General features: G+C 36.9%; 16 protein-coding genes. 6 read left to right on the forward strand and 10 right to left on the reverse strand.

Going from position 1 to position 13,281, the window contains the following annotated elements:
• Nucleotides 1–354: 354 nt before the first annotated feature.
• Together ACFQ32_RS08620 and ACFQ32_RS08625 are read left to right on the forward strand one after the other, a co-directional pair.
• Nucleotides 355–1,314, forward strand: coding sequence for an NAD(P)/FAD-dependent oxidoreductase (locus tag ACFQ32_RS08620; RefSeq protein WP_084619518.1), 960 nt, complete (start codon nt 355–357; stop codon nt 1,312–1,314).
• Between the two features lie 9 nt (nt 1,315–1,323).
• Nucleotides 1,324–1,974, forward strand: coding sequence for a VTT domain-containing protein (locus ACFQ32_RS08625; RefSeq protein WP_046324467.1), 651 nt, complete (start codon nt 1,324–1,326; stop codon nt 1,972–1,974).
• 10 nt (nt 1,975–1,984) lie between these two features.
• Here the strand turns inward: ACFQ32_RS08625 and ACFQ32_RS08630 are convergent, their stop codons facing one another.
• The 5 genes from ACFQ32_RS08630 to ACFQ32_RS08650 are packed head-to-tail and all read right to left on the reverse strand — an operon-like array spanning nt 1,985 to nt 5,668.
• Complete coding sequence (locus ACFQ32_RS08630; RefSeq protein ID WP_046324466.1) at nt 1,985–2,593, reverse strand: TIGR01906 family membrane protein; 609 nt, start codon at nt 2,591–2,593, stop codon at nt 1,985–1,987.
• Nucleotides 2,590–3,366 (reverse strand): TIGR01457 family HAD-type hydrolase, encoded by a 777-nt coding sequence (locus tag ACFQ32_RS08635; protein ID WP_046324465.1) that lies wholly within the window; start codon nt 3,364–3,366, stop codon nt 2,590–2,592. Before ACFQ32_RS08635 ends, ACFQ32_RS08630 begins: the two co-directional genes overlap by 4 nt.
• Nucleotides 3,367–3,945, reverse strand: a complete 579-nt coding sequence (locus ACFQ32_RS08640; RefSeq protein WP_110446688.1) for a YutD family protein — start codon at nt 3,943–3,945, stop codon at nt 3,367–3,369.
• On the reverse strand, nt 3,923–5,320 hold the full coding sequence (locus tag ACFQ32_RS08645) for a bifunctional metallophosphatase/5'-nucleotidase (RefSeq protein ID WP_046324463.1): 1,398 nt from the start codon (nt 5,318–5,320) through the stop codon (nt 3,923–3,925). The genes ACFQ32_RS08640 and ACFQ32_RS08645 overlap by 23 nt, the downstream gene beginning before the upstream one ends.
• A 12-nt stretch (nt 5,321–5,332) precedes the next feature.
• Complete coding sequence (locus ACFQ32_RS08650; RefSeq protein ID WP_046324462.1) at nt 5,333–5,668, reverse strand: hypothetical protein; 336 nt, start codon at nt 5,666–5,668, stop codon at nt 5,333–5,335.
• A gap of 85 nt (nt 5,669–5,753) precedes the next feature.
• Between ACFQ32_RS08650 and ACFQ32_RS08655 the strand changes: the two genes are divergently transcribed.
• Nucleotides 5,754–7,142 carry a glycerophosphodiester phosphodiesterase gene (locus ACFQ32_RS08655; protein WP_046324461.1) on the forward strand — a complete coding sequence of 463 codons (1,389 nt, stop codon included), beginning with the start codon at nt 5,754–5,756 and terminating at the stop codon, nt 7,140–7,142.
• 26 nt (nt 7,143–7,168) lie between these two features.
• On the opposite strand, the gene ACFQ32_RS08660 is transcribed toward ACFQ32_RS08655, so the two are convergent.
• Nucleotides 7,169–8,170 carry a substrate-binding domain-containing protein gene (locus tag ACFQ32_RS08660; RefSeq protein WP_046324460.1) on the reverse strand — a complete coding sequence of 334 codons (1,002 nt, stop codon included), beginning with the start codon at nt 8,168–8,170 and terminating at the stop codon, nt 7,169–7,171.
• A 148-nt stretch (nt 8,171–8,318) separates the two neighbouring features.
• On the opposite strand from ACFQ32_RS08660, the gene ACFQ32_RS08665 reads away from it, so the two are divergent.
• Nucleotides 8,319–9,419, forward strand: a complete 1,101-nt coding sequence (locus ACFQ32_RS08665; RefSeq protein ID WP_046324459.1) for an aminopeptidase P family protein — start codon at nt 8,319–8,321, stop codon at nt 9,417–9,419.
• A gap of 80 nt (nt 9,420–9,499) precedes the next feature.
• Here the strand turns inward: ACFQ32_RS08665 and ACFQ32_RS08670 are convergent, their stop codons facing one another.
• Together ACFQ32_RS08670 and ACFQ32_RS08675 are read right to left on the reverse strand one after the other, a co-directional pair.
• Complete coding sequence (locus ACFQ32_RS08670; protein WP_046324458.1) at nt 9,500–9,913, reverse strand: YtxH domain-containing protein; 414 nt, start codon at nt 9,911–9,913, stop codon at nt 9,500–9,502.
• Between the two features lie 17 nt (nt 9,914–9,930).
• Nucleotides 9,931–10,356, reverse strand: coding sequence for a DUF948 domain-containing protein (locus ACFQ32_RS08675; protein WP_046324457.1), 426 nt, complete (start codon nt 10,354–10,356; stop codon nt 9,931–9,933).
• A 111-nt stretch (nt 10,357–10,467) separates the two neighbouring features.
• Here ACFQ32_RS08675 and ACFQ32_RS08680 point away from each other — a divergent pair, with 111 nt between their 5' ends.
• A complete protein-coding gene (locus ACFQ32_RS08680; RefSeq protein WP_046324456.1) occupies nt 10,468–11,283 on the forward strand; it encodes a mechanosensitive ion channel family protein in 816 nt (271 codons plus the stop codon).
• 77 nt (nt 11,284–11,360) lie between these two features.
• On the opposite strand, the gene ACFQ32_RS08685 is transcribed toward ACFQ32_RS08680, so the two are convergent.
• Nucleotides 11,361–11,975, reverse strand: coding sequence for an XTP/dITP diphosphatase (locus ACFQ32_RS08685; protein WP_046324455.1), 615 nt, complete (start codon nt 11,973–11,975; stop codon nt 11,361–11,363).
• A gap of 15 nt (nt 11,976–11,990) precedes the next feature.
• Complete coding sequence (murI, locus tag ACFQ32_RS08690; protein WP_046324454.1) at nt 11,991–12,779, reverse strand: glutamate racemase; 789 nt, start codon at nt 12,777–12,779, stop codon at nt 11,991–11,993.
• A 68-nt stretch (nt 12,780–12,847) separates the two neighbouring features.
• Here murI and ACFQ32_RS08695 point away from each other — a divergent pair, with 68 nt between their 5' ends.
• Nucleotides 12,848–13,267, forward strand: a complete 420-nt coding sequence (locus ACFQ32_RS08695; protein WP_143444005.1) for a DUF2507 domain-containing protein — start codon at nt 12,848–12,850, stop codon at nt 13,265–13,267.
• The last annotated feature ends 14 nt before the right edge of the window (nt 13,268–13,281 follow it).

Genomic DNA, 13,281 nt, shown 5'->3' on the forward strand with positions numbered 1-13,281 from the left:
CACATTTTTGCGAAAACATTGTTCAGTTTTCAAGGTACTACCTGCTGCTAAAGCAGCTTTTTTATTTTGCCAGATTCAGTTGCTTTTGTCAAGCACTTTTTTCTGACTTATTTTGCCGTCTTACCGGACAGCGTTTATTATCTTACTAAAACAATTGTCTTTTGTCAACTGCTTATGCTTGGTTTTTTAACGCTGTCTTCGTGCTCTTGCCTTGCGGCTCATTGCCCGACGACAGTTATTAATACTAGCAAGTATTTTTCTTTTTTGCAAGTCTTTTTTGCAAATTATTCAAGTGACTATCTTCTTTATTCATGATAAAGTTGTCATATCAACGTTTAGAGGGGAGTTTTCAAAATAAAAAAATTTGATTTAGCAATTATAGGAGCGGGACCCGTAGGGTTATTCTGTGCCAATTTTGCTCATCTTCATGGTCTAAATACAATAATTTTTGATTCACTAGCTGAGGTTGGCGGGCAACCAAAACTACTTTATCCTTTTAAAGAAATTTTGGATATACCAGCTTACAGTTCTATTTTAGCTCATGAATTAATTACCAAATTACAAAATGATGCCAGACAACATACAACATTTGTTTTAAATCATCCAGTTAGAGCCATTGAGCAAAGTAACAATGAATTTGTTATCGATGACGACTATTCTGTTAGAAGCGTCATTATTGCCACTGGGACTGGGTTTTTCAGTCCTAAAAAATTTCCACTAAAAACGAATGAGGAAATTGAAAAAAGGATTCACTATTATGTTAAAGATCCCCAGGAGTTTGCTCATCAAAAAGTAGGTGTCTTCGGTGGTGGCGATTCAGCTCTTGACTGGGCAATTGAATTAGCAAGTCAATCGGCTGCCAAAATCAAACTAGTTCATAGAAGAAATGAATTTCGCGGTCTCGAATCAAGTGTCACCAAACTAAAAAGTTTAAAAAATGTTGAAATAAAGACCCCTTATCTTCCTAAATCAATTGAAATTAGAGATAATCAACTTAATATTAGCTTGAAAAAAATTGGAAGTAACGCTATTACTGACGAGCAATTTGATCAAATAATCGTTGGCTACGGCTTTCGAGCTAATAATCAATTTGTAAAAAAATGGGGTGTTAATTTAGTTAATAACCAAATAGAAGTTTCTCGCTCTATGGAAACCAATATACCTGGTATTTATGCAATAGGCGATGTCACTACTTATTCTGGCCGAGTCCCACTTATTGGACTGGGCTTTGGAGAAGCACAAATTGCAATTACTACAATTATGCGTAAGCTTTTCCCTGAAAAGACCTTAACAATACATTCAACCAGCATTTAGGAGATGTTTATGACAGTAATCAATTTTATCTTGCATATCGATCACCATCTGATTGAAATAGTCAATCAGTTTGGCAATTGGACGTATTTGATTATCTTTGCCATTATTTTTATCGAAACTGGATTAGTTATATTTCCCTTTTTACCAGGTGATTCATTAATTTTTGCTGCCAGTTCTTTAGCAGTTAATCCTGCATACAAGTTAAATATCTGGTGGATTTATTTTGCAGTGCTGCTGGCAGCAATACTAGGCGATGCCTGTAATTATGAAATAGGCGCCTGGTCAGTCAGACAAGGTTCCAAGCATACCTGGTTTAATAGCTTAATCAATCAAAAAAATCGGACGGCTGCTGAAAACTTTTTTGAGCGGCATGGACCAATCACTATTGTTATTGGCAGATTTATCCCTTTCATCAGAACTTTTGTCCCGTTCATTTCGGGTGGGAGTAACATGCATTATGGCAAGTTTGCCTTATATAACGTAGTTGGCGGAATATTTTGGAGTGGTTTATTCACAATACTTGGTGCCTTCTTTGGCAACATCCCTTTTGTCAAAAATCATTTCTCAATGTTAATACTTGCAATAATTATAATCTCGGTTCTGCCGCTTCTTATAGTATCGTTAAAAAAGCGGATTAAAAACAAAAAGGAGATCCATTAAGGACTCCTTTTTATTTTTGTAATAATTTATCTGCAAAATACAATTCATAGACGATACCGGCAATCGCAAAACAAGAAGCAAAAAAGCCTTCTGTGAGCACATTAATAATCGGATCTGTAGCGGGATCAAACAGCCAAGTATTGCTGCCAGCAAAAAACAAATGATGAAATGTAATAAAAAAGTTATCAAAATTTGCCAAAGCAAACGGTAAAACGGCAATCGGCAATAGCAAAAATAATAACGCCCAAACCTTATTTAAGCGCAAAAATTTTTGATTTTGTCTTTTACACCAAAAATATATGATTAAACAGCACAAGAAGGCAACGATCGCCAAAACAAATAATTTTTTGACATCAGCAAAATGCCTGGCAGCCATTGCAGACGTATGAAAATCACGCATGTGCAGCTTACGCTTAAATGGCCAAATGAGGTACCACAACAACTGATTATAACTATTCATCACTTGTTCAATCGATAAATTGACTGTTTTATTTGTTTTTTGCACTAATACAAATACGAATAACAGTGGCCAACTTGCAACAAGAGCTGTCACCACACTAGTAGAAATAGCAAAAATAAAATGATAAATAATAGTTAATATATTATTTCTTTTGCTCATAATTTAACCTGATCCAAACTATCAACTAAAATTGTCGGCTGCCTTTTGCCTTCAATGTCAGCCAATTTTGTAATACCCGTCGTTACCAGCAATTGGTCAACATGACTGTTAAAACCCGCCTTGATATCAGTATCGTAGTTATCACCTACTAAAAGTGCATCTTCTTTAGAAAACTGTAGTTTAGCTAACAGCATATCAATAATCACGGAAGAAGGCTTGCCGATAAAAAATGGCTTATGGCCACTAGAAGCCGCAATCATCGCACACTGAGAACCATTACCGGGCAATAAACCTTTTTCACTAGGTAAATTTAAATCTGCGTTAGTCCCAATAAAAGTAGCACCGTTCCTAATTGCAGTAGCAGCCACTTGAATTTTATGATAAGTCAAGTCCGTATCCATCCCCACAATCACGTATTCAGGATTAAAATCAGTGACTTCAAAAGCAGAATTTTGCAAAAATTCACGCCATAAACCAATTTGACCTATTATATAAATACCGATTTTACTTTGCCGCTTCTTTTCACGGCTTAAAATATAACTTACCGTTGCCATGCAAGGAGTATAAATGTGCGCAACATCGGTTTTAATGCCATGCGTTTTAAGCTTATCCACCACCATTTGTGGCGTACGAGTAGTATTATTAGTCAAAAAAATATAGCTTTTATGTGCCTGTTCAAGGCGCTTAACAAAACGAACACCTGCAGCAATAGTTTCCTTGCCCCGATAAATGGTGCCATCAAGATCAATTAAAAACAAACGGTAATCTTTCACTTATTTGCTGCCCTTCCTTTTTTTGATTACAAAAGAATGGTTATTCGCACGCTCTTTTTTTATTGCCACTGTTTCGGGCTTCTTTATCTTAGGTTGGCGAACATGGTAACTCTTAAACGATTTGTAAAGCTTCTTTCTGTGTATATTTTGTCCCCGATTTTTAAACGAATTTAGTCGCCTTTTTCTTTTATTATTATGATAATGATGTACTGGACTTAACAACTGCAAGATAAAATACGGACTACCGGGATTGCAATATTCAAGTAAATAATCCGCAATTGTTTGTTTTTTACGATCGATTGCAGCCTGAGCATTATCCTGGTAGAAACCTTTTAAACGCAGATGATCACTGGACAAGTCTCCTACAATAAAATCATATTGATCAAGATATGGGTCGTATTTTTGCCGCAAAAGTTCAAGATCCAGAGCATCATCCTTATTAACTATTACCTGGTACAATTGTTTGTTAATTTTTAACTGCTCATTATCCAAAGCCACTGCTGCCAGGGGATGGCGCAGAGGCTGCTCCTGGTCAAATTTATTTTCTTGTAGTTGATTACTGTTTATTTTTTTCACTATTATTTTCACTTCCAGTTATAGGGTATTTTTGTGCCAAATAGTCTCCAATCACCTCACGCAAGAATTGTGGAAACAAAAAGTCATTGTCGCCCACGATTGCCAGAGTTGGAAAAAACGGCACCAAAACATAATGATCCAAAACAGCAATTTGATATTCCTGGTATGGATCAACTTCTTTGCCGTTGACGAAGACTACTCTACTCATAGGGTCAAATTTTATGCCCTTATAATGCATTTGACCAAATATTTTCCCCCGAAAACTCATTCCCTGCAAAGGGAATTGATCTAAAAAATGCCGGTTTTTTTCAATTTCCATAATTAGGCGCCATAGATCACTGCCTCTTAAAGTAGAACGCACTACATGCATTGAATGCGGTAAAGACTTTTGCAAATCATATTTAGTGATAATGCCTTTTTTAAAAGGGGTTAAGAAAAGACCCGAGCTGAGCATTGCCAAATCGGTTCCTGCAAAATGAGCAATTGCATTCATTGAAACTTGGATTGCAGCTTCACGGTCACCATCATATTTTTCGGGCAAATCAGCAACAAGTTCTCGACTCAAAATTTCTTTGCCCTTTTGCCTGTATCCTAAAATAGTGTCTTCATCAGCTGAATGAGACTTCATCAAACTGGTTGGTTCAACGTGCGGCGTAATCTTGAGTACATGGTGATTGTCATCAATTTCCATATACGTATTGCCTACATAGTTGCCCCATTTACCGGTTTGAGTAATCCAGACACCCTTAACTTCTTTACCATGGGGAAGCAAGTCGTGGCTATGGCCTCCCACAATCAAATCAATTTCTGGATAATTTTTGGCTAAAAAGGTATCCATATCTAAGCCAATATGAGTTATTAAAATTAACACGTCATAGTGGCCTTTTATTTGTGGCAAAACCTTATCCATTGTTTCTTTCAGCATTTTGACGTGCCAGTGATTAGGTTCATATGAAAGTGGGTATGCGGCAGTCAGACCGATGAGACCGATGCGTGTTCCCTTTTTTGTAGTTACGATTTTATCCTGAACTGCCCAGTGAGGCAGAGATTCATCTTCTTCACGCAAATTGGCTAAAATAACGGGAAAATCGGCATGATCAAATAGTCTTTCTACTACAGCGTGGGAATTGGAAATACCTTCATTGTTACCAATAGTAATTGCGTCGTAATGAAAAGAATTCATTAATTGAATATTAGCCTGGCCATAAGTTGCATCAGTCAAAGGATGTGAGCGGTCCATGAAGTCTCCAGCATCAAAAGTAAACACCTGATCGACAGTTTGATCTTTTTGAGCTTCCCGCAAATACCGGCCAATTTTGGGAAAATGTTCGAAATGTGAGTGTAAGTCATTAGTATGTAAAATGCGAATTTTTTCCATTATCCTTGCTCTCTATCCAATTTGATTCGACTTTAAAACCATGTTATAGGCGTCTAGAACTTTTCCCTTAGGCTTTTGCCATTCTACCCAATCCGGATTTTTCCAATCATCTTCGTTTGTCAAAGTCTCAAGCTTATAGTTCTGATTGATATATTCTTCATAAGTAACAAGTGCTTTAGTACGTGGAATATTTAATTGTAAAATACGAACACTCTTAATTTTTCCTCTGTCAGCTGCAAGTTCTGCTATACCATTCTGATCAATATTAGAAATTTCAAAATACTTGCTGCCGTCATTGCGCACAATTTCTTCAATTAAATCTAATTCTTCATATTGTTGCTTATTCATCAATATTCCCCGTATAAATTAAATCTGTGACATATAGCAAAAAATGTGCAACCATGCTATTGTAATTAACAACAGAGGTGTACACATGAAATATCAAAGCCAACTGTTTAAGGCTCTCATTTTTAGCATCATATTTATCACAACTAGTGGTTTCACTGTGGTCGGCCATCGCGGAGACCCCAGCAAATATCCTGAAGAAACTATTCAAAGTGACAACTCTGCCTTTAATTCAGGTGCAGACTACGTTGAACTTGACCTGCGCCTTTCTGCAGACGGTGAACTAGTTGTATCACATGATGATGACCTATTTCGAGTGACCCATACACATGCAATTGTATCACAAAATTATTGGCAGGCACTTAGCCAATTGACCTATGACAATGGTGAACATGTGCTGAGCTTACCAGAGCTATTTGAATATTATCAAAAAAAGCCTAATACCAAATTTATTCTTGAAACTAAAATTGATCATGGACTTGATCCCTCTTATGAATTAGAAGATCAGATTGCCGCCACTGTAAAGAAATATCATATGGAAAAAAGAATAATGATTCATTCATTTTCTGCTGCCAGTTTGTTTCATTTTCGCAAAATTATGCCCAATGCCTACTTAATTCTAATTGTCGGCAGTCTTAAACGAATGAATTTTAGTAATTTACCGCAAGTCAATGCTGTTAATGTTTCCTCCGACCTAATTTTAAATCATTCCTGGCTGATACATTGGTTACACCAGTTAAATAAACAGGTTTTTGTGTGGACAGAAATGGACGAATCGCCCGATCTATGGCAATGGCTAATTAATAAAAATGTCGATGGCGTGGTAACCAATTTTCCCAGCACCGGATTTAAGTACAAGCTGGCTAAGGAAGGCACCAAAAAGTATGCTATCCACCGCAAAGGCAGCTATTTTGGTAAAAAGAAAGCCAAGACAATGATGAACCCTTATGTACAGAAAATGCAAAATAAATATGTTTATCCGGGACAAAAATTTGAAGTAATGTATGGTGTCAGGGCGCATAATCAACTTTATTATCAGATTGCAAATCAAACATTTATCTCAGCTGAGTTTGTCAACATGGACTTAAGACCAGCAGATATTGCACCTTATCAAAGTAAGCAAATTATTGCTAAACCGCAAAAAGATGTTCGAATTTATCGTTACCCTGATAATCAAGCCAAAACAAAAAAATTGCTACCGGCAAATACTCTTTTTAAAATCCAGAATTTTAATGGTAGTCCTAAGAGTTTATGGCTATTTACATCACAAGGTTGGATCAAAGCACGTGATATTCTTTTCTATGGTTTCTTTGACGACGCAAATTGGCAAAATTATCGCCGCTTGCCGCGAATGAGCCGTTATTCAAATATTGCTTTAACTCCTTATTTACAGCTGCAACCAGCAAAGACGTTAAACACGTGGCAGAAGATCAAGCAAATTAAAAAAATAACTACTAAAAAAGTGCTGCATAATTAACTGCAACACTTTTTGTGTGAATAATATTATTCATTTGTAGTACTTTGCTTTTTCAATATCTCATAAGAAAGCTCAATTTGCTTCTCTGGCACTTCTTCATTATTCATCAATTTAGTCAACATTCTCATTGCCACCGCTCCAATATCATAAAGCGGCTGACGAATGGCTGTTAACGCTGGGCGCACAACTGAAGCAATTTGAGTTGCGCTGGCTGTAATTATTTCTAAATCTTCCGGCACTTTTTTACCAGCATCAATAGCAGAATTCAAAATTCCCACTGCAGTGACATCACGACTGACAATCACGCCATCAATACCGTCCTGCTCCAGTTGGGATAATAAATTATAGCCATCAGAATGGTCTTTAATCTTAGTATAGATATGACCTTCCCCTAAACCATGATCAGCCATAAATTTTTTGTAAGCCGGAATTCTATTTTCAGCGCTAACCACAGTGTCTGGATTGCCTAAGACTAAGGCTAAATTTCTCCTGCCATCATTATACAGAAGGTTTAAAGCTTCTGTATCGGCCTTTTGATAATCAATGGCAACTGATGGAAATTCACTGTGACTATCTTTAGTACCAGCTAAAACTACTGGCGTATCAGTCCGTTTAAAGGCCTCAACCGCTTCTTCTGGCAAATTGTCTGACATGTAAATCACACCATCGACCTGCTTATTAAGCAATCCCTGAATTGCCTGATCTTCCCTCATTAAGCGGTTTTCAATACTGGTGATAATAATGTTGTACTTATATAAAAGCGCAATATCATCAATTCCTTTTGACAATTCCGCAAAATAAAGATTAGTTAAATCCGGCACGATTAAACCAACAGTGGTGGTTCTTTTAGATGCCAATCCTTGTGCTACCGCATTTGGCTGGTAATGCAACCGGTTGATTACCTTCATAACCCGTTCGCGAGTGTCTTTACGCACATTTGTATTGCCGTTAACAACTCGTGAGACAGTAGCCATTGAAACTTTAGCCTCACGAGCAACATCATAAATTGTAATATCCTGTTTTCGCATTTTGGTTCCCCCATCTTAAAATTACTAGAATAAAATTTATCATTCTTTCCCATAAATTGCAAACGTTTACAACTATTCTTTCATTTTTTCAGGTCTAGAACATGATATACTGATTTTAATCATAAAATCAAGATGGAAGGAAGAAGCTATGAACTTAACTAAATTACAAGAATGGCTGCAAAGTACCAATTGCGATGTTGCCTACATTTCTAATCCAACGACAATTGCTTACTTTACAGGATATGACATGGAGCCACATGAACGAATCTTTGCCCTTTTAGCATTTAAAGATCAAGATCCGTTCGTCTTTGTTCCAGCTTTAAATGTTGAAGAAGCTAAAAATTCAGCTTGGAACGGTGATGTATATGGTTATCTTGACTCAGAAGATCCCTGGGCAATTATTGCTGACAAAGTGAAAAGCAGAACCAAAGAATACCAAAAATGGGCGTTAGAAAAAAATAACCTCTCTGTTTCCCATTATCAACTCATCCATGAGCAATTTCCAGATGCTAATTTTGACGGTGATGTTTCTAATTTTGTTGCAAAAATCCGCCTATATAAAACACCGGAGGAAATTAAGCAATTGCAAGCCGCTGGCCGTGAGGCAGACTTTGCTTTTCAAATTGGTTTTGACGCCATTAAGGAAGGTGTTACTGAAAGGTATATTGCTGGTCAGATTGAATATCAGCTAAAGGTACAAAAAGGCGTAATGCATGAAAGTTTTGAAACCATTGTACAAGCTGGGGCCAACGCCGCTAATCCTCATTTAGGTCCTACTATGAATAAAGTCAAGCCAAATGAATTGGTGTTATTTGATCTTGGTACTATGCACAACGGTTACGCTTCTGATTCCAGCAGAACAGTTGCTTATGGCGAACCAACAGCCAAAGAAAAAGAAATTTACGAAATTGATCGCGAAGCTCAACAAGCTGCAATTGACGCAGTGAGACCGGGAATGACAGCTTCTGAATTAGATAGTGTTGCTCGTGATATTATTACTAAAGCGGGCTATGGTGAATATTTTATTCACCGTTTGGGTCACGGCATTGGTAAAGAAGTACACGAATACCCTTCAATTGTTCAAGGCAACGATTTGATCATTGAAGAGGGTATGTGTTTTTCAATTGAACCTGGTATCTATATTCCTAACGTAGCGGGGGTCAGAATCGAAGATTGTGGTGTTGTAACTAAAAACGGCTATGAACCATTTACTCATACAAGTAAGGAACTAAAAGTTTTACCTCTTTAAATAAACTCACTTTATTTATTGCATAAAAATGGCACTGACAGATTTTATTTTCTGTCAGTGCCATTTTACTAAAATCGTGTTTATGGTCTAGAATATGGATCAGCAGGTGCATCTGCAGGGCCTTCAGGCTTTGGGTCTGAGGGTTCCGAGTGATTAAAATCATCTGGACCCTCTGCATGGTGCAAGTCATCAGCTACATCTGCAGCATGATCTTTTTGCTGTACATCAGTATCTTTTGAACTATCAATAACGATATCATCAAAATCTTTCAGTTCAGAATCATCTTCTACATTCTTGGGGAATGAGGCCAGTTGATTCTTTACAATTTCAGTACCGTTATCATACTTTTTCTTTAAGTCTTGAACAGTTTCATTGTTCTTAACTTTTTTCTTCAGTTCGTCAATTTGTTCATCACTGACTAATAAGGAACCAGCTAGGAACCCTACAGCACTTCCGACAATAGTACCTAAAACAAAATTTGCAAAATTTTTCATAAAAGTAACTCCTTTTACTAATCTTCACCTTTACGCCGCTTATGCCGTGCAAACACTGATGCTAAAGCAGAAGACATCAACCCGTTACGTTTCCAATGAAAATTATTGAAACGCTTTGCCATATTTCTGGTAGATGTGTTGACATCCGAAACGCTTTCGCCTAAATCAGCTGCTGCTTGCACAACAGGATCAATAGTTTTCATTTTAACATTAACATCTGCTAGCAAGACATTAGTTTTATCAAGCAAATCACTGGTTTGATGAAGTAAATCATTTACATCCCCAGTGACCTGTTGAATTGACTCGTTAGCACTCTGGATCGTTTTTTCTGCTTCTCTAGTCGCTTTTGCGGCACGTATAAGCACTGGAATTGTGAAAAGTACTAAAATTAATAATGCAATGGCGGCTATTAAACCTGCTAATGCACCATAAGAAAATTTCATCTTTTACCTCCAATTCTATACCTAAAAAAAGTCTAGCATGAAAATGCTTCAATCTCAATCTATATGTAATATTTTGTTATAGTTAATATGCATATACGAAAGGTAATTATTATGGATAAAATATTTCAAATCAATAAAAACGTGCTCAAGTTTAACTGGGACAGGCTGGGAGAACAAGTTCTGACAATTATTTGGCAGCTCCTAGTTTCAGCTTTAGTTTTTTACCTGATCGACCATGTTGGTAAAAAAATAATTAAACATTATTTAGAGCATAGTAAAAGAAAACAAAATAAGAGAACTCAAACAGTTACTGCATTAATTAACAGTATCTTTGAATACACTGTGATTTTTTTCTACTTGTTTGCTGTTTTATCTATCCTAGGTATTCCAATTGGTACGCTACTTGCGAGTGCTGGTATCTTTTCTCTGGCTTTAGGGATGGGAGCCCAAGGCTTTGTCAGCGATTTAGTTAACGGCTTCTTCATTTTAAGTGAAGACCAGTTTGACGTAGGAGATATTGTCTCAATCAACAATCAAACTGGAGTAGTGGTTCAGTTGGGATTAAGGACTACAAGACTTAAAGGGTCTGATGGTTCTCTAATCTACATCCCCAATCGTAATATTTCAATCGTACAAAATTTAGCCCACGGTGGCATTGGCTTAGATATTGAAATCCAACTAAAAGCTAATAACGATTTTGCAAAAGTTCATAGTCTTATTGAACAGGTAAACAAAAAATTGAGTACCGATATTAATTTTTTAGTGCAGGAACCTAAAATTATTGGCATCGCTACGCAAACAGCACAAACTGTTAATTATGTGGTTCATTTTCAAGTTAAACCCGGTTATGAAAAAGAAGTGCAGGATAAATACTTAACGCAGTATTTAAACGTCCTGCAAAGCAACCAAGTTCTTTTAGCAGAATAAAATAAAAACTGATAAATGTCTTTAACACTTTTCCAGTAAAAAGTATTAAAAATAATATTTATCAGTTTTTTAGATATTTATTCAAACTGAGCGAGCCAGTTTGGTAAACACTTTAATAATTTGTCGAGTGCTTTTCCTCGGTGAGAAAGACTATTTTTTTCTGCAGTTGTCATTTCGGCAAAAGTTTTCTGCTTTTCCGGTACATAAAAAAGCGGATCATAGCCAAAGCCGTCTTCACCTTCAGGCGCTGGTAAAATTAGGCCTTCACATTGACCTGAGACAACCAAATCTTTTTCAAAATGACCTGGCATTGATACTACAATTGTAGTATTAAATCTAGCTGTTCTTTTTGCTAACGGCACACCACCAAGCTCGGCCAGTAATTTAGCATTATTCTTCTGATCATTATGCTCAGGACCGGCAAAACGCGCCGAGTGAACTCCAGGAGCACCATCAAGTGCATCAACCATTAAGCCAGAGTCATCCGCTATCGTCAGCAGCTGACTATAGTCAGCTAATTCATGTGCCTTTAGCTTAGCATTTTGCTCAAATGTTGTACCGTACTCATCAACAATTGGCGGCCTATCTAAATCGGCATTAGTCTTAACTGTGAGGTTAAGCGCAGCTTTTTTAAAAGCTGCGCTTAATTCTTTCACTTTGCCCTGATTAGTTGTTGCAAATAAAACTTCCATTTTTTTCCTTTCTTCTTAAAGGTGTTTTGCACTAACGTATTGCTCGTCTAATACTATTTTCCCCAATTCGTTAAACATTCTGACGTCCCCCGTTGTGTAATACTCGTGCGCACCATCATTAGAATTACTGCCAAAAAGGCCGTCACGTTTCATTACATTATACGTGTATTGCGCTACCTGGTCAGCTGGATCAATAATTTGAACATTAGGTTTTAAACATTGCGCAAACTCACTGCGAATAATAGGATAGTGCGTACATCCCAAAACGAGAGTATCTATGTCCAGCTTGTTGATTGGCAGCAAAAGTTCTTGCAGTGCAGAGACATACGCCTGATGACCTGCATCAGCTTCAATTAGGGGTACAATCTGGGGGGCTGCTATTTCATGCACAACTATTTGGGAATCACGCTTTTGAATCTCCTTTTGGTATGCATTTAAACTAACAGTCATTTTTGTCGCCACAACTGCCACGTTTTTGTTTTTAGTAGCTTGCGCTGCCGCTAGAGCGCCCGATTGAATTACGCCGATAATTTGCGGCTCAATCTCTTTTTGAATAGCATTCATAGCTACTGCCGTGGCAGTATTGCAGGCAAAGACAATTAGTTTAACGTTTTTACTTAATAAAAAATTAACACTTTGCTTTGTTAGCGCAATAATTTCCGCTTTAGACTTATCACCATAGGGAACATGAGCATTGTCACCAATGAAAACAGTTGATTCATGAGGCATTTTAGCAATTATTTTTTTGACTACCGTTAAGCCGCCAACTCCTGAATCTAATAAGCCAATTGGTCGATTATCCATATTAAAAGACTCCCTAAATAATTTATACTTCAGTCAATTTTACGGTAAAATAAAAGAAAATAAAAGGGATGAATTTCTTTATGCAAGACAATAACCAGCAACATGAACATGTTTATTTTGTAAATCAGCTTTATCGGGACTTTTTACTGCCAACGATCTTAGGCAAAGACAATGATGTAATTCTATATTGGGGTGGCAAGCGCATAGCCCGTAAATATGACTTAGCGTCCTTTGAAGATGTAGCCAGCTTTTTTGCAACTACTGAATTTGGCAATATTGAAAAAGCAAGAGCCCATCATAGTGAAAAAATTTTCAAATTAACCGGACAAAATGTAGCCGATCGGATTAGCAGTGGTAATCAGGAATTTTCCCTTGAAGCAGGAATAATTGCAGAAGCAGTTGAAAAAGAAACTGGTCGCACTACTGAATGCGAAATTAAGGTTGATGAACATAAAAAAATAGTAAAATTAATCGCCAAATTTGATTAAGCACTTTGAAACAA

Origin of the sequence: Lactobacillus melliventris (genome assembly GCF_042679465.1) — a bacterium.
Lineage (GTDB): Bacteria > Bacillota > Bacilli > Lactobacillales > Lactobacillaceae > Lactobacillus > Lactobacillus melliventris.

Coding starts and splice junctions, on each gene's coding strand:
- ACFQ32_RS08695 (WP_143444005.1), top strand. CDS start 12,848: ATGAATTTCTTTATGCAAGACAATAACCAGCAACATGAACATGTTTAT.
- ACFQ32_RS08630 (WP_046324466.1), bottom strand. CDS start 2,593: ATGAGCAAAAGAAATAATATATTAACTATTATTTATCATTTTATTTTT.
- ACFQ32_RS08650 (WP_046324462.1), bottom strand. CDS start 5,668: ATGAATAAGCAACAATATGAAGAATTAGATTTAATTGAAGAAATTGTG.
- ACFQ32_RS08670 (WP_046324458.1), bottom strand. CDS start 9,913: ATGAAAAATTTTGCAAATTTTGTTTTAGGTACTATTGTCGGAAGTGCT.
- ACFQ32_RS08675 (WP_046324457.1), bottom strand. CDS start 10,356: ATGAAATTTTCTTATGGTGCATTAGCAGGTTTAATAGCCGCCATTGCA.
- ACFQ32_RS08645 (WP_046324463.1), bottom strand. CDS start 5,320: ATGGAAAAAATTCGCATTTTACATACTAATGACTTACACTCACATTTC.
- ACFQ32_RS08625 (WP_046324467.1), top strand. CDS start 1,324: ATGACAGTAATCAATTTTATCTTGCATATCGATCACCATCTGATTGAA.
- ACFQ32_RS08680 (WP_046324456.1), top strand. CDS start 10,468: ATGGATAAAATATTTCAAATCAATAAAAACGTGCTCAAGTTTAACTGG.
- murI (WP_046324454.1), bottom strand. CDS start 12,779: ATGGATAATCGACCAATTGGCTTATTAGATTCAGGAGTTGGCGGCTTA.
- ACFQ32_RS08685 (WP_046324455.1), bottom strand. CDS start 11,975: ATGGAAGTTTTATTTGCAACAACTAATCAGGGCAAAGTGAAAGAATTA.
- ACFQ32_RS08660 (WP_046324460.1), bottom strand. CDS start 8,170: ATGCGAAAACAGGATATTACAATTTATGATGTTGCTCGTGAGGCTAAA.
- ACFQ32_RS08655 (WP_046324461.1), top strand. CDS start 5,754: ATGAAATATCAAAGCCAACTGTTTAAGGCTCTCATTTTTAGCATCATA.
- ACFQ32_RS08665 (WP_046324459.1), top strand. CDS start 8,319: ATGAACTTAACTAAATTACAAGAATGGCTGCAAAGTACCAATTGCGAT.